Genomic DNA, 21,449 nt, shown 5'->3' with positions numbered 1-21,449 from the left:
GAGGCTCACGTACGGTTCTGTGAGAGGGTGCGGGGGCGGTTCCTGTGTTCTACTCGATAATCCACGAGATGAATTCAGCGCGTATGACTCGTTTATAGGCTGTATTAAGGGTAGAACTGAATCTTTTTAAAAATAGGTGCTAGCATTTTTTTATTTGTTACAACCGATCCGATTGAATGGGATAATGGCATACAAAACGTGGGGTATGCAACAGATCCGAATTACGCTAGCTATCTTATAAGTGTGATGGAAGGGAGAAAAATTCAATGAAAATTTTTATCTATATAACGGTATTCTTATTAAGTTTTTTTCTTAATTATTCCATTAGTGCAAATACTGACTATTGTGAAAAATTAAATAACCAAGAACGAGGTGTATTAATCAGTTCGAATAAATATGTATACCAAGTAGTCGGTAATAGTAAAGCTCATTTTTATACTGCACCAAGTGAAGAGTGTAAACAAAATGAGATATTTCTGATAAAGGGTGATCTAGTTTATGTTTACACTTCTCTAAATGGGTTTTATTCGGTGATGTATATCAGTAAAAGTTTAGGTTTAATTGATGGGTGGATAAAAGAAGATAGACTATCAAAAACCAAATATACGATGCGTCCATAAAACTCTAGGGACATTATTTTGAAAATGACTTTCAAATGAATGTCCTCTCTGCTGCAAATAATAGTTCAAATAGTCGAGCGGTCTACTTTTAATATGGTAGCACGACATGAATACGCGCTATCGTTATGACTCAACTAGTCAGATGATGACCGCGTATGATAGCAAAATTCAATCAACGAGGATTTTATCGCTTGAGCGTACAGCAGAAAAATCCATTGCTGATGTGGTTGAAGAAGGGGCTGCGACCTCTTCAACTACCTATTACTACCGCGAAGCGGAGAAAGCTTATTTGAGTGAAAAGGAAATGCAAACATTATCACCATAGGTTTTCACGGTGCTCAGGGCAATCTATAACCAACAAGTAAAGACGATTCGATGAAATACATTAAACTCATTACTATTTTATCATTACTACTTAGCGGTGGGTTATCCCTTTATTTTAAAAATGTATTAGTTTCCAAACCTGAGCCTGAGCCTGAGCCTTATACTTGGAATGTAGGTATCGTAGCTCCTTATCTATTGCCAGCCCAAGTTCTAAATATGTACTACCAAAATGTAGAAGGACAAAGTTATGTGACAAATAAGTTTTTCTTAGGAACTGCGAATGGGGGGTATGCCCATATCGATCACTGGGAACGTGTGGTTTGGAGTGGCAATAGTAACCGTTCACCTTTAATCGGCTTACCCAAATCTATTTCGTTATGTTGGTACTCAAATGTTGAAAGCCAGCTGTATGGTACGGAAATTGAACTCCTCCCCGCGGTACAGACTCTTATGTAAGAAAAAATTTATATGAAGAATTCCATTGATCACGAAAATACATCCCCCCCAATATAGGAATAGATTAATGTTAAGGAGGATTACACCTGGAAGTGTCGTAAACGCTTTGTTGAACACACCAGATAAAATAGATTACCCTAGTATTTGGGTTGCTGAAGGGAAAACAATACGGGCTGAAGAAACAGATTGGTGTAAGGGTGTACCTGAGCGAACTGCTCCTTTACCAACGACTGAAGCACAGAAAATACAAAAAAAATTCCCTTATGGACACTGGAAACCCAATGAGCCGAACCCCTTACCTTACAGTAAATTTTTTGTTGTTAAGGATAAAAACACAGGTAAACCAATAGCTCATATTATTTATCGTATCACTACGGATGATGGGCGTATTTTAGAAGGTGCAACAAATATGCAAGGTGAAACACGAGAAGTCTTCGCAGAATCAGAAGATGCAATTCATTTTGAGTTATTAGAAGATAATCCTACCAAAAATTAGAATCATTAGTTCAATACAAAATGTTAGTGGTATCTGAGCTAATTCCGTTAATTTGATTCTGTTTTACACTAAGGTGAAAGTAGCATTGTATTAATTCTGTTTGTTTAATTTCTTATCAGTTACTGGATACCTCGCTTTTGGATCGTAATGAAAATCATACGCAACAATCGTCTTAAAATTGGATGTTTGTTAGTGCCAGGATTTATTTGTTCTGCTGCTGTTTATATAGTAAGTCGTTATTTCAGTGAAGCATCATCAACAATTCAGGCTCGTTTCGAGCAAGCAAATCGTGAGTATAATGAACTGATGAATTAACACCAGTAAAAGTGCAATTATCATGGGAATCGTGTTCTTTTTGATAATTGCTTCTAACATAAATCTATTTAGGTATTTTGAATTAGATCAATTAAAATCACATCTGCAATTACTTTGATTATAGGTATTAAATTCCTATCAATAATCGTTTGGTAATATTTCTCTCGTTAAATGATGTATAGCCAAAACGTAATAATATCCAAAGTTCAAAACAAACGCAGGATATAGCGATATTGATATTATGCTGTTTAGCTTTGATCCAGGCTTTTCGATGTCTAGATATTGAAGTACTCGTGAAATGCTATAAGCATATACGACCCAAAAAACAACCTCATCTGAGGATCCATTTTTCTACTTTATTGCTAAATTGGCAAATTGTTCGGGCGTATTTTTTTGTAATCTTTTTTTGCCATACTACCACCTTTGAGACTATTCAAAAAAACCATTAGAAATATCCTTTATATCATCTTCGGATAAATCTAATGTTTCAGTGGCGTTATTTGTTGAGAGAAAAGCCGCAATTTTTAAATAATTAATATTTGGAACACCGCCAAAACGCCCTTCATCATACCAGTTAGCATAATTAGTTGTAGTTTTTATTTTTTTCTTATCAAAATCGTCTAAACTATAGATCTGAGTTGAACCATTAGTTTTTTCACAAAAAAATATTTGATCTCTTCTCATTTTTTCTGGTGTCATGAGTTGCATATTATGGGTTGAAAATAATAGCTGTGAACCAAGAATATTAACTTCAGGATCATTAAATAGTCTAACAATGAGATCTACGATATGCGGGTGAATGCTATTATCTAATTCATCTATAATTATAACTTTTCTGTCATTAAATGCAGATTTAATGAGAGGGATTAATTCAAATAATTTTTGAATACCAGCTGATTGTTTAGACAAAGGTAAAAATACCTTATCACCGGTTTTATCTTCATGAGAGAAGAAGTATCTATATTTAAAATCCTCTAAAACAATCTCTTTTAACTCGTGAGGCATATCATCTGGAAATGTTCTTGAAAAATCCGCATCTATTTTTTTTACAGTAATATCGGTTATTCCTGTATCTATCATAGAAAGTAACTTAGCTGTTTCTTTTGCGACTGTTTCTCTATTTCCAAAACTCAATAAGCGGAATTTCTCTTTTAGCCCTAAATGTTTAATTTTTCTTAGGAAAAAATTATATGCATCTTGGATTATACTTGGCGTTGCGGTATTATTACCTGCTTTAGAAAGATAAGAATTATTTTGAAAAAAAGGAATTCTTTTTATCCCACCCTTGTAATGCCCTCCAAACTTTATTGTTTCCCACGTATCATTTTCAGTTCTTAGGAATATATTAGCTTTTACTCGTGAAGGATAATAATCTAAAGATTCAAAGATAATTCTATCCTTTATGTAAGAAATAACAAACGAAAACTTTGTGCCTGATTCAGAATAAAATTCAGCTTCTAATGTGACTTGTTTATTTTTTGTATACGGTGATAACTCATATGGCTCATAGCAAGGAATTAATTCATTTTGCTTAAGATCTCCAGATATTGTGACCATATATTCTAAGGCTTTTAACGCCATTAAAACATTTGATTTTCCAGATGCATTCGCACCATAAATCCCTATACTTCTAACAACAGGTGCTGTCATTTGATCATTTATATATACATTCTGAGGTAGATGATTACCTATAACTGGTAAATTAAAATTGATTTCCACCCTATCTTTTATGGATTTAAAATTTGATACAGCAATAGTTGTAAACATAGATAATTCCTTTTACCTGCATTTTATAACGGTATTCGTGAAATTTATGATTTTAATTATACTTTATATCCTTATCAAAAAAAATTTTTGTAGATAAACTAACTTTAGGATAACGGATTATGATCTAATTTTTCTTAAAGGATCGAGCAAATAATTTTGTGTATCTGCCTATTTCACTTTAAGTTAATTTGACAAATGAGCAGCTAATTGATTTAAAATTTACTAAATTTGGGAGGGGAGATATGTGTTTTAGCAGCATGAACCCAATTGGTAAAATACCTGAAAATTCTAGTTTCACACTTGATAGAGTATAGGTGACTATAAAAACAAGCGTGTAATGCAGTAATATAAGAATTGCTACAAAATGAATATTGTGAAGAACAATGAATATATTAGGCGTCTATTTCATATCCATATGAACTTATTAGCATAATACATTGATGACAATCGATGGATTTATAGGCAATCAATCTTGGATTCGGTTTGCCACTGCTTTAATAATTGATGAGGTGGTATCGCAAATGCTTCTAAAACTTTCAATGACTGGATACGATCAAGTCTAAAATGTCTAAAGCCTTGCCTTAGCTCACACCATGCTGCTATAACTGCGGATTCATCAAAAAAGCCTAGTGCGCAAGGCCAAATAACTCTGCATGAAAGTTGCGCTTGTCCATCTATATACATGATCTCTAATTTAAGACCTTTTTGGATAGATTTTCTAATCTCGAAAAGATTAGGGAAATCACCAGAACCTTGTAGGATAGTTATACCATGATGATTGAATTTAATTTTTGAGTGTGAAGGAATGATAGCATTAATTTTTGCAAATACACGCTTTGCTGAGTGAGCTAATGCCTTGTCTGTATTCATTTCAATCCACTTTAATCCCAGAGAAATTGCAAGTAATTCATCATCGTCGAAAGATAAAGGTGGTAGTGTATAACTCTCCGTTAGACGATAACCTACACCAGGTCCACCTTCGATCATGGCTCCTTGTGCTCTTAATGAACTAATATCTCGATAGAGCGAACGTACACTTATATTTAACTTAGAAGCCAGAACCTCAGCTGTTACAGCGTAACGATATTCCCGTAATAATTGTAGTAACTCAAGTAATCGTTCTGCTCGTGACATGTCCTATTCCTAGATACAAATTAATTTAACCCTATAAAGATTAGAAAGGGTAAGAGTGTGATTTAAAATGGGTACTTGATTAAGATAAATTAGAAATATTCCAGTTTATGCTTGAATACAATTTTACCAGCTGCGTGGCTCAAATGATTTAAATTTGCCATTAACCCAATATTGCCTATACGATACAGCTGTTTTTTATAAGAATATGTGCCCCACCTTTAGCATAAAGAACAATGCAGTACATGCAATATTAAGTTTTGACAGATTATACTTAATTATTCACACTGCAGGCTAGGGGATTGTGCATATGGGGTAAATTCACTTCTGTGTAAATTAACAAATGACATCATTTGTAAGTAGGCAGGTCGTTGAATTATTGGATGCAAGTAGTTATCAATAAGTGAACTAGATTCAATAGCATGTGTTACATTAGTTGCAAATAATAGATAACTCGCAAAAACCACATCAGCTCCCGTAAATTGATCACCGCATAAGTAAGGTTTTGCGCTTTTTAACGCTGTTTTTATTACTGTTTGAATATCCTCAAAATGACCAATAGAGCTCATTCCAGCAACTAACCCAGATGGTAACGTATTTGTTAGTTTCGCTATAATAGCACTGTCTAATGTGCCTGCTGTAAAAAATAACCATCTGTAATAGTCAGTTAGATAAGGTGAATTGCTCTCTGGCTTAAGCATTTTAGTAGGAAAGTACTCTGCAAGATAGCTGCATATTGCTACGGTTTCGGTGACAATTTTACCTCTATGAACTAGAGCTGGTACTTTGCCTAATGGATTAATAGAATGGAAAAAATCAGATTTAGTTTCATTGTTAAATTGAATTAGTTGAATAGTATAGTCCACTGCGCATTCATTTAACATCCATTGCACTGTATTACCTCTAGAATGTGGGTTACTATATAAGATCAAACTAGATGCGTCTACAGATTCAACATTTAAGTTTTGTGAGTTTTTAATTACAATTGTTTGATAATTGAATTTTTTTTCGTTATTTGTTTTCATGAGATACCTCAAAAAATTGTGTTTGAAAGAAAATAAAAGTTAGTAGAAAGTGCTAATAATTAAGTGACATCATTTAAACAATTTAATGTGTTAAGCCTACGTTAAGTAAAACACTCACTGATTCATTTCTGCGAGATTTTTTTACTCTATTTAGTTTAAACTTAACGATGACCAAAAAATGGCAGTAGTCGAAAGTTAAAAGTGACACGACTCATTCGAACTGCTTTTGCCTTATATTTTTTAAGTCGTTACTTTCGTAAAATATGATCAATAATGCAGTCTTGCTTTACGCAAGTAAAAATATTAAATTCATAAACTTGCTGCGCATTAATGCAAAATAGGGGGCACTATAAATTATAGATTACACCATCTAGATGGGACCTCTTAAACTACAAATTGACTAGATAATATTTGAATTTTGGTTACAGCGTCATTTTTTTGGGTTGAAAAGAGACGCTGTAACCCAAAAAAATGAAGTTAAAATCATATATTGAATAAATTTTGAACCTAAATCATTTAATTGAGAAAGAATACAAATCAGAATTTTATATTAAAATGATTCCTTATTATAACTTCAACAAGATTATGAAAAACAGACGAACACAAGTTTAGTTTCAATGTTTCGAAAGTGGTTATGAAAATCATGCAGATGTGGTCGGCACGATTAATATTTAGAGCGGTGGCACCGCTTGTTAGCTTGTAAAGCCTTAATAAAAAAAAGGATTGAATCTTATGATTCGGATCATCACGGCATTGCAATTTAATCTCGGTTTAATGGGGATTTTTACAATCATAATACTGTTTAACATGCTATCTGATTAACATAATTAATTCGCATAATGTATATTATGTTAAATTAATAATCTCAACTGTATAATTATCAACCTTGCAAGTTCTTAGTTCTATTCCATCTATGCGCTTATTTTTCTTACACTCTATATTTCGGTTTAAATTGCATCTCGAGTTAATAATCCTAATCACAAATTTTCGGCTTACCTAATCACACAGAATCACAATATTAAATAAACTATATATCAATAACTCAATATGAAAATCTTTTCGGATTTCGTGTGATAACATTCATTGCTTATAAATATGCTTCAACCCTTTTAATTTAGAATTTCTATTTTAGGGTTTCTAATACTCTATTTATTTTAGTGATCTTGCAAAAAGTTAGCATTATCCTCTTGTGTGTGTTCTTTTATCTATGGATTATAGGTATTTAGAGTTCAATTTTAAGTAAACACACTAAAATATTATCAATCAATCAATCAATCAATCTATATATTTATGCTATCTTTAGCTAAATATCTCATATTCTTGAATACTACAATTGCCCTGATTCATGGAGCCTAACTAGATTGCCTTTTTTAAGATTCGCTTCTAAATAACAATACACAAAAATATTACAATGCGTAAAAGTTTCTTTTATAAAGCACCTTTAACCTCCTGAACAAATTGTTTCGCAAGGTACACCATCTTTGTCTCTATCTAATTTTCCCATACCACATTGTTTCAATTTGTACATAGCTTCTTCACAACTCACCATTTGAGGGCAAGTCTTTTTGGTACAATCATATTTTTCTATTTTTTGTATATCTTGCTTGTCAGTTTTAGTTTCGGCTGAAGCACTTAAGCAAGCAGTTGTGAAAATTATTATCATTAAAAAATTTTTCATTCAAGATTCCTTGTGCTTGAGCATTCAACATGACACTTACTGGGGTGGATTCTCTATTCAACCGTGTATGAACGCTTGTATGAGTCGTTATCATGCTTGATTGCTCATAAGATTAACATTAAACCACTTTACTGAAAATTTAATCATTCTTCTAAAGGGTGTGATATCGTCAATTTTGTTTTTATTGCTATAATTATTGTTTTTACTTCATTCTATTCTGGAGTCTAGGATGATCAACATTAACCTTAAATCTTTTGTTACAGCGTCGCATCGCCTAACCAATTAAAAGTGACGTTGTAATAAAATAAGTTTCAATATCATCTAGCTTTTTGGTGAGATGAACTTGTCACATTCGGGATCAGGTAATCTATAACTTGTGCTACGTCCCCCTCTTTGGTTCTGTATGAATACGCCCCGGTCCCTTAAGTTTATAATATCTCTCAAAGCAGTATCATTAGAACACTTTGCTAATTTTGCATATTTAGATGTGTTGATAAAACCTTCAACCCCATCATCAAGCATAAGATTGATGATATGACGTTGGCGATCATTAACAGGTTTTTGATTAATTCTATGCCATAAATTGGCTTTAAACATCACGTTTGCAAGGCATTTTTCTGCATTATTAATAGCCCTGCCTAGACAGTCTAAAAAACAATTCAACCAACTAGTTATATCTGTAGTGCCACCTTGTTGTAATTCAAGTTGTGCGTAATAATTATTTCGTTCAATTTCTATTTGTGACGATAAACTATAAAACCGATCTGTTGTTCCATCTGCGCGTGCAAGGGACATATCCCCAATAGCTCTTGCAATACGGCCATTTCCATCTTCAAACGAGTGAATGGTAACAAACCATAAATGAGCTATACCAGCTTTAACAACCGGATCAATTTGATTGTTATTTTCAAACCATTCAAAAAATGCTGCCATTTCATTTTCGAGTTTATCTGCAGTTGGTGCTTCAAAGTGAACTTTTTCCCTACCAATTGGACCTGAAACCACTTGCATTGTTCCAGACTCTAAAGTCCGCCATTGAGCTACTATTATTCGCTGCATACCACTACGGCCTGTCGGAAATAAGGTTGCATGCCAGTCAAATAATCTCTCTTTTGTTAAAGGAGTTGAGAATTTCTGAGTTGCATCCAGCATCATTTCAACTAGACCATCGACATCCCTGCTTGATTGAATCAAACCAGCAATATCGAATTCTAATTTACGAGCAATTGAAGAACGCACTTCTATTGGATTTAGATTTTCTCCTTCAATAACAGATGATTTAACAACATCATTTGTTAGCATCCTTAAAGAAGCTTCTCTTTTAAGATCAAAACCTATACCCTCCATTCGACCTAGTAAATGGCCTTGACGATGGCGTAAATCTGCAAGTATAGTGACAAGCGCTTAAAGTTCGGCCAATCTTTATATTCATAGATCCACATATTAATTACCTCATTATTTGCGGTGATTATAAGTTGTATTCACCGCAAGATAAAGTTTAATCACCTAGTTTTGTGTGGTGATTAAACTAATTATTCACCGCAGATTGAAAATTAATATAGAGAAATTGTTTATTGGTGGTAATTTATTTTAGATGGAACATAAAATTCTTATTTAAATCATTTACTTTAAATTGAGTGGATACTTTCAATAGACTTGTTCTATTTCACAAATAAAATTAATCAAACAGGATTTATTCTGATATCTAAATTCACCCCAAGGCACCATCCACAGCTAAGACGTTGCAAAGAACTTTCAGAAAAAAAATATTGGATAATAAAATGCTTTGAAAAGGAGTGATTTTTTGTAATACGGTACTTCCCTTTAAATCATAGTTAAAAATATAGTAAGTAATTAAGATTTAATTACTTTAATAACAAAAATATATGATTTCGTTATCACAATTTAAAACAACTTAAGTGTTGATTTTAAAATATTAACACCGAAAAATATGTATGTTATGTTAAATAATACAATTTGAATAACAAATAAATCAGTCAAGGCTAGATCAGTAAATTACAAATACAAACTATTCATAGGGTTATGTCTCCCCTTCACTTTCTTAATAGTTCTTTATGATCTCCAAAATAAACTATAAACTAAATGCAGATAAAATAGCTGTATCCCTATCCCTATCCCTGTATACATTTACTACATATTTACCTGTAATAGTATAGTTTTTTTGCAGGGAGGCGATAATTTCCCCATAAATACTCTTTTGTTTCAAAGATGAGCTCGCCTTGCGCACTTGATAAGGCATATGGGACACCATTAAGCTGATTATGATACTAAACGATTTCATCTTTATCTATTTCATGCCAATCGTCAATCAGGGCCAACGGTGCATAGCTATTTTCTTCATAAGCATACCACCTACTCTTCTCGGTTTTTTGAAGCCTCGCTTTCTCCTGCGAGCCTTTATGGTATTTTGCTTACTCATACATTTTTGCAGCCATTAGAATATCTGCAAAAACCTTCCAACTGATATTTTCTGGAATAGGCTGTTTTGTATTGATATAAAATTGCTCTATCCCCTCGATCCAATCTGATAGAGCTTCCAAATATGATGATAAGTCATTATTAACCCAACTTTCTAGTTCATTTTCCAAACTCTGTTTCAACTTATTTATGAAAAATAAAAAATCAGCCTTGTTTTTAATACTATTTATTTCATTAAACATTATCTTATAACCCTTGTATTACCATCACCCACTCTCAAGATAGTAGTTAATCCATCTGTAACTGTATCCATTTTCCATATTTCTTTCATAGCTTGCTGCTGAGTTACCCATTCTACAGGAACTGAATCAAGCCCTGCTAATCTATATGATGCAAGCCTACGATGATCTAATGTCCATATTTTCCCTTCATCATCTTTCCAAACTCGCATTGGACTTGGAAAATCATGAGGACTCATTTTACCACTTTTGAAATCTTTCGCATTCTGCAACACAGTAAAATCACCTGTCTTATTACTAACACCCTTTAGCATAAAACGTACTTCTCTAGGATTTATTGTCCCACAACCCCATCCCAACGGGTCCACCCAGCTCAGTGGATTTGGTGCATATTCCTATCAATTAGGATAGTTGTTAATAATGTTTATAGTACACTATCATTAAATAATAGGAGATATTAAAAATATGGCTAACCCTAAATTTTCAGATGAATTTAAAATGAATGCAATTAAATTGGCTAATAACAGAGGAGTGTAGCTAGAGTAATCAATCCCTACATTAGGGGGATCATCAATTACTATGGTAAATTCTATCAATCTGAACTAGAGGAGATATGGCGCATATTAGATGCACGTCTAGTTAGATGGATCATGAAGAAGCATAAAAGGTACAAAGGCAAGAAAACCAAAGCATTTAAACTACTTGAAGAGATAAAATCGAGTGTTCGCTACAGAGGGCTGTTTGCTCATTGGCAATTTAAACTAAATGCTAAAGCCAAAACAGCATAGCGATAAGACATGAGAGGTTGATTAGAAGAGCCACATGACGCGAGAGTGTCACGTGTGGTTCTGTGAGAGGGTGCGGGTGAAACCCCTGTGCTCTACTCGATAGTCCAATAACTAAAGTGACGCTTAATGAAATGCCTGAAAAGGAAAAAACAAACGGTGTAGCTTAGTATGTAAAAATTATAAATAACTAACAACTATCTTGACAAGTTCCGCTAATTTGACACATTCAAGTTTGAATTCAGTACTAAAAACACGTCATGTTTTCTTGGTCATAATTTTACCCTAATTATTTAATGATACTCATTCTATCACCTCTTAATGAGTGTCCGAAATCAGTATACCAGTACAAGCTATTGCGAAGGTATTTAGCTAAACTAGCTTTCATATAGAAGTTAACGGTAAAATTCGTGTTAAGCACTTGTTCTACCGTTACACTTTTTGAATTTGTAAAGAGGATATGAGTTATTAACGTGGACGAATTGTGTTTACCACATCAATCACTTCATGAACTTCTCTATTAGTAAACATCTCTTCAATTGTGCAGCCAAGCTTTCGGCGCCAGTTAGGGTACTCTTCACTAGTGCCAGGGATATTGACAGGTGTCTTAGTTAATATCCAGTCTTCAGGTTGTAACCCTATTAAAGCAGCATTTGTTAATGCTGTGAATTTATGTATTGCTTTATTGAGAGATAGGCTCATGTCCGCTTCCATTGCATTACCAGTAAAATGGGTATCAAAGCACCCTTTTCTATGTAATGCGTCAAGTAACCCTTGTTTTTTGTGGTTTCTATCCTCGGATAGCTGATGAAGAACATCTTCATTCTTGTAGACACCTACTTCTTTACCTAGATCAAAATCATATTTTGACCAATATCCACTTAAAGTGGGTAAGTCATGAGTTGTGATAGTTGCAATAGCTTGTTGTTTGTAGTGCTCAGGATCAATAAAGTAGTTATTATTGTTTTCAAAATAGACCACTTTATAAGAATAGACTCCTTTATAATGGAGTTTATCGACGATTTCTGGAGGTACTGTCCCTAAATCTTCACCAATAACCATGCACTGATTTCTGTGACTTTCTAAAGCAATAATTGCAAGGAAATGATCTACATTAAAATGCATATAGGCGCCTTTATCTGCTGTTTCACCATAAGGTATCCACCACAATCTGAGAAGCCCCATAACATGATCCATTCTGAGTGCACCGCATGATTGCATATTTGCTCTAAGAAGATCGATAAATGGCTGATAAGCACGATTGTAAAGAACCTTTGGATGCATAGGAGGTAACCCCCAGTTTTGGCCTTGAGGACCTAAAATATCTGGAGGTGCGCCTACTGAAGCATCAAGACAATATAGAGCCTTATCGCCCCAAATTTCAGCGCCACCCTCTCCTACTCCAACTGCTAAATCTCGATACAATCCTATAGGCATGTTAAGATCTTTACACACCTCATAACACTCATCTAATTGAGTAAAGGCAAGCCACTGAAGCCAAGTATAAAAATCGATTGATTGAGTATGCCCCAAACAAAACGCTTGTACTGCGGGTTGGTGAAAATCAGAATATTGTTTATCCCAGACAGGCCAACCCCATTGCATAATATCATTAGCGGATAGTTTTTCATGCAAAGCATCAAAGGCTGCTTGTTGATATAAACTTTGACCGCCTTTTTTCTTGAATTCTTGGAATGATTTTTTTGAGGGGCAATCTTCAGCTCTTGTTAAAAATTGCTCAAAAGCGATTTTTAACGCTTCTTTTTTTAAGTATTGCACTTGAGTGTAATTTACATATTCAGCATTTCTGGCTTCGGCAAGAATGCTTTGGATTGTAGAATCATTAAACCATTTTTGAGCCTGCGGATTATTTTTAAAATCTTCAACATTATCTACATCAATATAGATTACATTAATCCATTTTCTTGAGGATGGCGCATAAGGACTAGCACTTTCAGGATTTGCAGGGAACAGTGAATGAAGTGGATTCAGACCAATATAAGCGCCACCTTTAGAAGCTATTTGATGAATAAGCTGCTTGAGACATCCAAAATCACCCACTCCCCAGTAACTTTCACTCTTTAAAGTATATAGCTGGACACAGACACCCCATAATTTTTTATTACTCACGAGTTCATTTTGTTCAAAACAACGATGAGGAGTAATTATGATTGATGCTGTTTCAGTCTTATTGTCATCTAAAGAGTGAATTTTTAAACTATGGTAGCCTAATTCAAGTGTGCAAGGTATATCAAGTGTTTTCCAATTTTGCTGACCATGGGCAAAAATCTCACCATTTTCGAGGATGATTTGCCACTGGAAATCCCCTTCTATATTCACAGTGATTTGCTCATGATTACCCACATATCCTATGTAAACTGGTTCTAAATAATTGAGTGGCTGAATACTATTAGCAGCTTCAGTATTGAGCGCTGATAGTAATTTTGTCAAAGTAAATTCATTAATTTCTTGGTTTTGGCCAAAGGCATTGTGATAACTTAATCCTATACCTGCACGCATTGCGTTATTTTTTATGTCATCTAATGGCAAGTTTTGCATTATGAATCCTTGTTGAATCTTGAATGAGTCACTAAATTAAAATTATTACTGTAATACCTTAATTGAAAGCATAACTAATTGCAAAAGAAATGATTTACTATACGCCTAACTCTTTAAACAATCTTCTACATGCTGTTCCATCTTCTTTGAATATATGACAACGATGCAGAGGTAATCCAACAGAAAATTCGGTTCCTTCCTCAACTAAAATAACGTCATTTTGGCGATAAACAAGCTGTGATTTAATAGAAGGAATATCAATATGAATTTGGGTTTCATTTCCTAATTGTTCAACAACTGTAATATTTCCTTCAAGTGTAACATCACCTAGTTCGGCGGGAAGTAGATGCTCGGGTCTTATGCCTAAAGAGACTATTGAATCTGGTTTAACTCCGGTTGTATCCACTGGGATCCATGCTCTTTTTTTATTTGGACTTGGTAATTCTACTTCAAGCCTATCTGGCTCAATAGCAGTGACTTTTACCGGTAAAAAATTCATTTTAGGAGAACCGATAAAACCAGCAACAAATCTATTTTGAGGATAGTGGTACAATTCAAGTGGTTTACCGATTTGCGCGATATAACCTGCATCTAACACGACTATTTTGTCAGCTAAAGTCATTGCTTCGACTTGATCATGGGTAACATAAATCATGGTTTTTTTTAATCTTTTATGCAATCTAGAGATTTCAATACGCATTTGTACCCGTAATCCAGCATCTAGATTGGAAAGTGGCTCATCTAAAAGATACACGCCAGGATCAGCAACAAGTGTTCTTCCTATTGCAACGCGTTGACGTTGTCCACCTGATAAAGCTTTAGGCTTTCTATCTAGTAAATGTTTGAGTTGAAGTACTTCTGCAACATCACTGACCTTAGGTTTAATCTCATTTTTTTTATGCCCTGCTAGTTTGAGTCCAAAGGACATATTATCCTCAACCGTAAAATGGGGGTACAAGGCATAAGATTGAAAAACCATACCTATATCACGTTCCGATGGGGGAATTTCATTCATACGTTTACCATCAATAGTGAGTTCACCGGTCGTAATGTCTTCAAGTCCAGCAATCATCCTTAACAATGTTGATTTACCACAGCCAGAGGGACCAACGAAGACAACGAATTCTCCATCATTAATTTCCATATTAATATTTTTAGAGATAACAACATCGCCATAGGATTTGCCTACATCTTTTAAAACAACTGTCGCCATAAAATACCCCTTTTTATTTTAAACGTGAACACTAATACTTTAAGTTAAGCTTTTAATTGTTACTGTATTCATTAAGACCCTATCAATTGATATTATCAAACAACAGATAAAATTATGTAATAGAATACCTTGCAATATAATTATTACTTTAATTCGTCTTCTCGTTTTACATTATGAGATACTATTTTTAATTTAGTCAAACTAATAGTAATATATTTTTATTGTTTTTTCATTTTGTGAGGAATGTCAAAGTTAGATAATGCTCATTTATTATATCATATAGTAGTATTAACTGTACTACCTGAATAATTAATCCTCGAAGCTGTTAAAACTTTATTTGAGGAACGTCAAGTCATGGTTAAATAATTTAAAATAATCTTCTCATTAGTTTGTAAGTGTATTTATTTAGGATTTATCTTGTTAACATAAAATAAGGATGACATTATGATCAAAAATACCGTTAAAACATTAGCAGTTGCAATCTCATTATCCCTTTCAACTGCCGCATTTGCTGCAATAGAAGAAGGAAAACTAGTTATTTGGATCAATGGCGACAAAGGATATAATGGTCTTGCAGAAGTGGGGAAAAAATTTACTGATGAAACAGGAGTTCCGGTTGTTGTAGAACATCCTGATAAACTAGAAGAAAAATACCCTCAGCTTGCCGCATCAGGCAATGGTCCAGATATAATTATTTGGGCACATGACAGATTAGGTGGATATGCTGAGTCAGGCCTATTAGCAGACATCAATCCATCAGAATCTTTCAAAGAAAAACTCTTTCCCTTCACATGGGATTCTGTAAAATTCAACGGTAAAACTATAGCATACCCTATTTCAGTTGAATCTTTATCACTAATCTACAATAAAGATTTACTTCCTAATCCTGTTGCAACATGGGAAGAAATAGTTGATCTAGATTTAGAGTTAAAGAAAAAGAATAAAAAAGCCATTATGTTTAATCTTAAAGAACCTTATTTTACTTGGCCATTAATCGCTGCGGCTGGTGGATATGCATTCAAACCAACAGATACTGGATTTGATGTAAAAAATACAGGTGTAAATTCTGAAGGTTCTATTGCAGGTTTGCAATTTATTAGCGATCTAATTACTAAAGGCGTACTGAATGCTGAAACAGACTACTCAATCGCCGAAGCCGCATTTAACAAAGGCGAAGTTGCAATGACTATAAATGGTCCATGGTCTTGGTCAAATATGGATCAGACTGGCATTAATTATGGTGTCGCAATTTTACCAACTTTCCAAGGAAAACCATCTAAACCGTTTGTAGGTATTATGAGTGCAGGCATTAACTCAGCCAGTCCCAATAAAGATTTAGCGGTTGAATTTCTTGAGAATTTTTTAATTACGGATGATGGATTAGCTACTGTCAACAAAGATAAGCCTTTAGGAGCAGTTTCATTAAAAACTTTCCAAACTGAATTAGAAAAAGATCCGAGAATTGCTGCTACTATGGCAAATGCTCAGAATGGTGAAATTATGCCTAATATCCCTCAAATGGCTTCATTTTGGTACGCTATGAGAAACAGCATTTTGAATGTGACAAGTGGAAGTCAAACAGCACTTGAAGCAGCAAATGATGCGGCAAATAGAATACAAAAAGGAATTACTGAGTAAGATCTCATCCCTAGTGGCTTGTCTGCTAGGGATTTTTTTTAATTAGAATTCACTTTTTTGCAATAATTTCTTACCTTTCTGGACTAAACGATGACTACACTGACTAATCCTAAAAAAGCCAATCATTTTTATTATAAAAACTTGCTTAAATATATTATTATCGTTTTTTCAATTTTGCTCACAGGTTATTTAGTTATCGCTATGTACGCTCAGGGTGAAATTCTTTTTGCTCTACTCACCCTATTTATAATGGGGAGCGCAATTTATATTTTCAATAATAAATCTACATATGCTTGGAGATATGTGTTTCCAGGTATCAGCGGTATAGGTATATTTATTATTTTTCCATTGATAGCAACGGTTATCTTGGGGTTTACGAATTATAGCAGTAAAAATCAACTTACCTTTGAACGTGCTCAATCTGTCCTTTTATCCCGCCAATCATTTTCTGGAGAAGTTTTAAATTTTTCTTTGATAAAAAATGAAAATAGCCTTGATTTTTATTTCGAAGATAAGTTGAACAACAGCATATATTTTGTTGAAAATGTTGATTTATCCTCAATCAATGAGCCGGTTGTTTTGAATATCACTGACAATATTCCATTAGAAGGCAAATTAAATTTCAAAGAATTAATAGCTTACAGAGATTCCTTAAAAAATTTCGTTGGTATGCTTCCTGATGGTAGAGAGATCAGACTAAAATCATTAAGAGAGTTTGCAGTATCAAAGCCATTATATGTTTTACAAAGTGATGGCATAACGATATTAAATACTGATACAGGAGCAAAAATTCGGCCAAATTTTGATGTTGGCTTTTTCCAACAGATTGATGAAAAAGAACAATTTATTCCAGGTACTAATACTGATGCTGGTTTCACTGTGAATATTGGTCTGAGTAATTTTACTCAGGTTTTTAGTGATAATAATATTAGAGGACCATTTCTTAGTATTTTTATATGGACTGTTTTATTTTCTTGCATAACAGTGTTTCTAACGACTGCATTAGGGACAATTCTTGCAAGTTTAGTTCAGTGGGAATCATTGAAAGGAAAAGCTTTGTATAGAGTTTTACTAATTTTACCATATGCAGTACCAAGTTTTATTTCTATACTCATTTTTAGGGGGTTGTTTAATCAGGAATTTGGAGAAATAAATCAATTGCTAGATATGGTTTTTGGAATTAGACCAGAATGGTTTAATAATCCACTGCAAGCTAAGATTATGGTTATTATTGTAAATACGTGGCTTGGTTATCCTTACATGATGATTTTATGCATGGGATTGTTAAAAGCTATACCAGATGATCTCTATGAAGCATCTGCACTTAATGGTGCTACACCTTGGCAAAATTTCACTAAAATTACTCTCCCACTACTAATTAAGCCACTTACCCCACTTATGATAGCTTCATTTGCGTTTAATTTTAATAATTTTGTCTTAATCATGCTACTGACACGTGGTGGTCCGAACATGACAAATACCACTGCACCAGCTGGGCATACAGATTTATTAGTAAGCTATACTTATAGAATTGCATTTGAAGGCGGTGGTGGAGAAAACTTTGGATTAGCTGCAGCAATTTCCACAATAATTTTCTTAATTGTTGGGCTTATTGCTATTATTAATATGAAGGCCAGTAAGATGGATTTAGATTAGAGGAAAAAAAATGGCTATAGTTACTTCAAAAAAACATCGTTTAAGAGTTTTATTGACTCATGCTTTATTGATCACTTTTGTTGCAGGTATAATGTTTCCTTTGTTAATGGTTGTGATCATTTCTTTAAGGCCAGGGAATTTTTCTACTGGTGATATTCTTTTGTCTGAGATTTCTTTAGATCATTGGAAATTGGCTTTAGGTTTTGACATCGTTAGATCTGATGGACAAGTTGTCCCTCCTCCATTCCCTGTGTTACTTTGGCTTTGGAATTCAATAAAAATAGCCTTGATAACATCTTTAATGATTGTCACTCTTTCAACCACCTGTGCTTATGCCTTTGCGAGAATGAAATTTAGAGGTAAAACCAGTTTACTAAAAGGGATGCTAATTTTTCAGATGTTCCCATCGGTATTAGCATTAGTGGCTTTATATTCTTTATTTCAAAGAATCGGAGAATACGTTCCATTTCTTGGTTTAAACACCCATGGTGGACTTATTTTTGCTTACCTTGGCGGTATTTCACTTCATGTTTGGACAATTAAAGGATATTTTGAAACAATTGATAAATCTTTAGAAGAAGCAGCTGCTCTAGATGGCGCTACTCCGTGGCAAGCGTTTAAACTTGTTCTGCTTCCTTTATCCGCCCCAATTTTAGCTGTAGTATTTATTTTATCGTTTATAGGTGCAATTACCGAAGTTCCAGTTGCTTCACTTTTGCTTCGTGATGTTAATAGCTATACACTTGCCGTAGGAATGCAGCAATATTTAAATCCACAAAATTATTTGTGGGGTGACTTTGCTGCTTCAGCTATCTTATCAGCCTTACCGATTACTGCTGTATTTCTAATAGCCCAAAAATGGCTGGTCGGTGGTTTAACCTCTGGAGGTGTTAAAGGTTAATTATTTATCTATCCTTTACCAACTTTTTATAAATAGGTTGTATCAACGCATAAAATTATCATTATTTTTATGCGTTTTTTTTGTTCGAAATACTGACACACGCCTCCAATATGAAAAATAAGTCCCTCTGAATAAGGAGAAGTAGACCTAAATACAAGGCTTATTTAATCAAACACTTGGGGCAAAGGGGGATCTAGGAAGCATATCGTATATAATACAAAAGCACCGGAGTTTCTGTATTAAAAGATATAGCGTGCCAAATAACATAAAGTTTAATTTGTAGCAAAGCCTCCTATCTGATTAAGTATGTAGTCCTATGCTGTGTGGAATACAATTATTCAGTAATCTTGACACTGTATTTATTTAACTTTTTTAAGAAAACAACATATTTAAATAGGGAAATAAAGCATGAATTGAGTTTGATTTGGCCGAAATCTTGATTCACTATGAATCTCAGGCCAATCAAGCAGAATAATTGTGTGGAGGATGTCAGATATTTATTGGTATAAAGCCTTAACGACTTCATCTGTTCGATATAGTAATCTAGAACAAATATATCATAACGAGCTTTTTATCAGATAAATATCGGATTCAAAATATAATTACATATAAATAATTGATTAGATAAAAATGTAATACTAGAATTTTGCCCAAATGATAGAATCTGAAGTCATTGCATTAAAAGTGGGGTGCTTTTTAATTAAACAAGTGTTCTATAATTTTTATTTGATATTAATAGTTTCTTTAAAATTTTAATAATTTTAGCAAAAGATTTGAATGAATTAAGATAAAGCTTTTATGATTTATTATGACTGATAAGTTCTGCGAACGCTATTTATAATGTTAAGCGAATTTTATAAATTGGATGATAGTTATTGTTAAATTTTTTAGCCTATGAACTTTATTCGTGATGCTTGAATATTTTAGGGCAATAGCCAAAGAAAGTTATTTTCAATGGCCATAGTAAAATGAGTAGTAAAGATTACTAATAAATTCTAGCGAACTTATAAGATCTTATTGCAATAAAGTTATTTATTTTCAACACTTTTTACAAATGTATCTCTTGCCGTACTAGAACCCAATTTTTCAGCCTCTTCTAGCAACCGTAGTGCTTTATCTATATCATCAGCTTTAACCGCATTCTTTATTTGGTTATCGAAGTATTGAGCCGTTTCGTTTAATATAGGTTGACTTCTCTTCGTATTGTACTGAGCTTGCTTCTTTGTCGAATGTGATAAATCTATTGAACTGTTTTTATTATTACTATTAAATATAGGTAATCCAACAATGACATTATTATCTTTTTCGTTTTGTGCAGTCACTTCAATAATTAAATTACCGATAGGAGAATGCTTAGCAATTGGATCTGGAATATTTGGAATGGCATGCCCTGTTCCGGATGCATAAGCTTTTGCTGCTGCGAGCATTTGCGTTTGTCCTTTCAAATCCTCTGATGTAGTATAAATCAAAAGATAAATCAGTTTTTGTCCAATAGCTGGAGTTAGTGTCAAATGCCCTTCTATTGCATCACTTTTCATTAAACCTGAAGGTTTAAATTTAAAATGTTCACTACCGAATGATGCGGAAAGATCAAAATTTTCGTCAAACACTAACACATTAGGAACAAATACCAGGTTATTATCAATCACACTACTTATATTTACATCTAATGTGCCTCTATCTGCAGGTACTGTTAGCGCCGCAATTTTACCAGATACATTTGATAGGTTAACCTGTTGTGATAATTCGTTAATTTTTAGTTCTTTTTTTACATTAGGAATAAATGATTCCCAATGCAAACTCTGAAGATCTTGTGCATAGTTTATTTGAATATTGTCATTTGCCTCGGCGTAGGAAGGAGCAATAAACGAGATTGATGCGGCTGCTAAAAAGATCTTCAATGCTTTCTTTTGTTTGAAAAAGGCGTTTTTCATTTTCATTTTTACTTAATCCAATGTACTTGTGAAGTGTCTATATTAAAAAATAAAGCAGCAGGCAATCACCACCGCTGCTTTATCAATTACCAAATTGTAAAAAAAATTACCACCAAGCTTCTACCTGAGCACCAAAGGTAATCTCATCTTGATTAAATTCAACACGTTTATTAGTACCATTCGCCCATGCCGTACTACTACCATACGTCAGGGGGAGATCAAACCTTAACCAATTGATCAAAAAATAAATAATATCAATTGACATTAAGATGT

Annotated in this window: 19 protein-coding genes and 1 pseudogene; 9 read left to right on the top strand and 11 right to left on the bottom strand. The window is 33.7% G+C overall.

What is annotated here, in order from left to right; genetic code table 11:
- Positions 1–266 precede the first annotated feature (266 nt).
- From ACFFIT_RS01435 to ACFFIT_RS01415, 5 genes are all read left to right on the top strand, one after another.
- A complete protein-coding gene (locus ACFFIT_RS01435; RefSeq protein WP_385875708.1) occupies positions 267–620 on the top strand; it encodes a hypothetical protein in 354 nt (117 codons plus the stop codon).
- Between the two features lie 106 nt (positions 621–726).
- Positions 727–945 carry a hypothetical protein gene (locus tag ACFFIT_RS01430; RefSeq protein ID WP_385875706.1) on the top strand — a complete coding sequence of 73 codons (219 nt, stop codon included), beginning with the start codon at positions 727–729 and terminating at the stop codon, positions 943–945.
- A 50-nt stretch (positions 946–995) separates the two neighbouring features.
- Positions 996–1,400 (top strand): DUF2931 family protein, encoded by a 405-nt coding sequence (locus tag ACFFIT_RS01425; protein WP_385875705.1) that lies wholly within the window; start codon positions 996–998, stop codon positions 1,398–1,400.
- A gap of 67 nt (positions 1,401–1,467) precedes the next feature.
- A complete protein-coding gene (locus ACFFIT_RS01420) occupies positions 1,468–1,896 on the top strand; it encodes a hypothetical protein (RefSeq protein WP_385875703.1) in 429 nt (142 codons plus the stop codon).
- 147 nt (positions 1,897–2,043) lie between these two features.
- Positions 2,044–2,211 (top strand): hypothetical protein, encoded by a 168-nt coding sequence (locus ACFFIT_RS01415; protein ID WP_385875701.1) that lies wholly within the window; start codon positions 2,044–2,046, stop codon positions 2,209–2,211.
- Positions 2,212–2,338: 127 nt separating this feature from the next.
- On the opposite strand, the gene ACFFIT_RS01410 is transcribed toward ACFFIT_RS01415, so the two are convergent.
- The 8 genes from ACFFIT_RS01410 to ACFFIT_RS01375 form a co-directional block, all read right to left on the bottom strand.
- Complete coding sequence (locus tag ACFFIT_RS01410; RefSeq protein WP_385875711.1) at positions 2,339–2,494, bottom strand: RloB domain-containing protein; 156 nt, start codon at positions 2,492–2,494, stop codon at positions 2,339–2,341.
- A 146-nt stretch (positions 2,495–2,640) separates the two neighbouring features.
- On the bottom strand, positions 2,641–3,978 hold the full coding sequence (locus ACFFIT_RS01405) for an AAA family ATPase (RefSeq protein WP_385875699.1): 1,338 nt from the start codon (positions 3,976–3,978) through the stop codon (positions 2,641–2,643).
- 456 nt (positions 3,979–4,434) lie between these two features.
- Entirely contained in the window at positions 4,435–5,112 is a 678-nt protein-coding gene (locus tag ACFFIT_RS01400; protein WP_385875698.1) for a helix-turn-helix transcriptional regulator, read from the bottom strand.
- 275 nt (positions 5,113–5,387) lie between these two features.
- The gene (locus ACFFIT_RS01395) at positions 5,388–6,134 is read right to left on the bottom strand and encodes a glutathione S-transferase family protein (protein WP_385875696.1); all 747 of its coding nucleotides are present in this window, start codon (positions 6,132–6,134) and stop codon (positions 5,388–5,390) included.
- Positions 6,135–7,575: 1,441 nt separating this feature from the next.
- Positions 7,576–7,812: an excalibur calcium-binding domain-containing protein gene (locus ACFFIT_RS01390; RefSeq protein WP_385875695.1), complete on the bottom strand. Its 237-nt coding sequence runs from the start codon at positions 7,810–7,812 to the stop codon at positions 7,576–7,578.
- Positions 7,813–8,133: 321 nt separating this feature from the next.
- The gene (locus tag ACFFIT_RS01385; protein ID WP_385875710.1) at positions 8,134–9,204 is read right to left on the bottom strand and encodes a Fic family protein; all 1,071 of its coding nucleotides are present in this window, start codon (positions 9,202–9,204) and stop codon (positions 8,134–8,136) included.
- 1,040 nt (positions 9,205–10,244) lie between these two features.
- Positions 10,245–10,493, bottom strand: coding sequence for a DUF7660 family protein (locus tag ACFFIT_RS01380; protein ID WP_385875693.1), 249 nt, complete (start codon positions 10,491–10,493; stop codon positions 10,245–10,247).
- Positions 10,493–10,804, bottom strand: a complete 312-nt coding sequence (locus tag ACFFIT_RS01375) for a ParB/Srx family N-terminal domain-containing protein (protein ID WP_385875691.1) — start codon at positions 10,802–10,804, stop codon at positions 10,493–10,495. Before ACFFIT_RS01375 ends, ACFFIT_RS01380 begins: the two co-directional genes overlap by 1 nt.
- A gap of 228 nt (positions 10,805–11,032) precedes the next feature.
- Here ACFFIT_RS01375 and ACFFIT_RS01370 point away from each other — a divergent pair.
- Positions 11,033–11,278 (top strand): annotated as a pseudogene (locus tag ACFFIT_RS01370) (group II intron maturase-specific domain-containing protein); the annotation flags it as partial.
- 465 nt (positions 11,279–11,743) lie between these two features.
- On the opposite strand, the gene malQ reads toward ACFFIT_RS01370, so the two are convergent.
- Together malQ and malK are read right to left on the bottom strand one after the other, a co-directional pair.
- On the bottom strand, positions 11,744–13,825 hold the full coding sequence (malQ, locus tag ACFFIT_RS01365) for a 4-alpha-glucanotransferase (protein WP_446697442.1): 2,082 nt from the start codon (positions 13,823–13,825) through the stop codon (positions 11,744–11,746).
- A 106-nt stretch (positions 13,826–13,931) separates the two neighbouring features.
- On the bottom strand, positions 13,932–15,047 hold the full coding sequence (malK, locus tag ACFFIT_RS01360) for a maltose/maltodextrin ABC transporter ATP-binding protein MalK (RefSeq protein WP_385875687.1): 1,116 nt from the start codon (positions 15,045–15,047) through the stop codon (positions 13,932–13,934).
- A 444-nt stretch (positions 15,048–15,491) separates the two neighbouring features.
- Here malK and malE point away from each other — a divergent pair, with 444 nt between their 5' ends.
- From malE to malG, 3 genes are all read left to right on the top strand, one after another.
- Positions 15,492–16,685 carry a maltose/maltodextrin ABC transporter substrate-binding protein MalE gene (gene malE / locus ACFFIT_RS01355; protein ID WP_385875685.1) on the top strand — a complete coding sequence of 398 codons (1,194 nt, stop codon included), beginning with the start codon at positions 15,492–15,494 and terminating at the stop codon, positions 16,683–16,685.
- Between the two features lie 90 nt (positions 16,686–16,775).
- Complete coding sequence (gene malF / locus ACFFIT_RS01350) at positions 16,776–18,341, top strand: maltose ABC transporter permease MalF (protein WP_385875684.1); 1,566 nt, start codon at positions 16,776–16,778, stop codon at positions 18,339–18,341.
- A 10-nt stretch (positions 18,342–18,351) separates the two neighbouring features.
- Positions 18,352–19,242, top strand: coding sequence for a maltose ABC transporter permease MalG (gene malG / locus ACFFIT_RS01345; protein ID WP_385875682.1), 891 nt, complete (start codon positions 18,352–18,354; stop codon positions 19,240–19,242).
- Positions 19,243–20,270: 1,028 nt separating this feature from the next.
- Here the strand turns inward: malG and malM are convergent.
- Positions 20,271–21,182, bottom strand: a complete 912-nt coding sequence (gene malM / locus ACFFIT_RS01340) for a maltose operon protein MalM (RefSeq protein ID WP_385875680.1) — start codon at positions 21,180–21,182, stop codon at positions 20,271–20,273.
- Between the last annotated feature and the right edge of the window lie 267 nt (positions 21,183–21,449).

The organism is Thorsellia kenyensis (assembly GCF_042432445.1).
Lineage (GTDB): Bacteria > Pseudomonadota > Gammaproteobacteria > Enterobacterales > Thorselliaceae > Thorsellia > Thorsellia kenyensis.
Note: the sequence above shows the minus strand (reverse complement) of the source record. Positions and strands in the feature narration are given on the sequence as shown.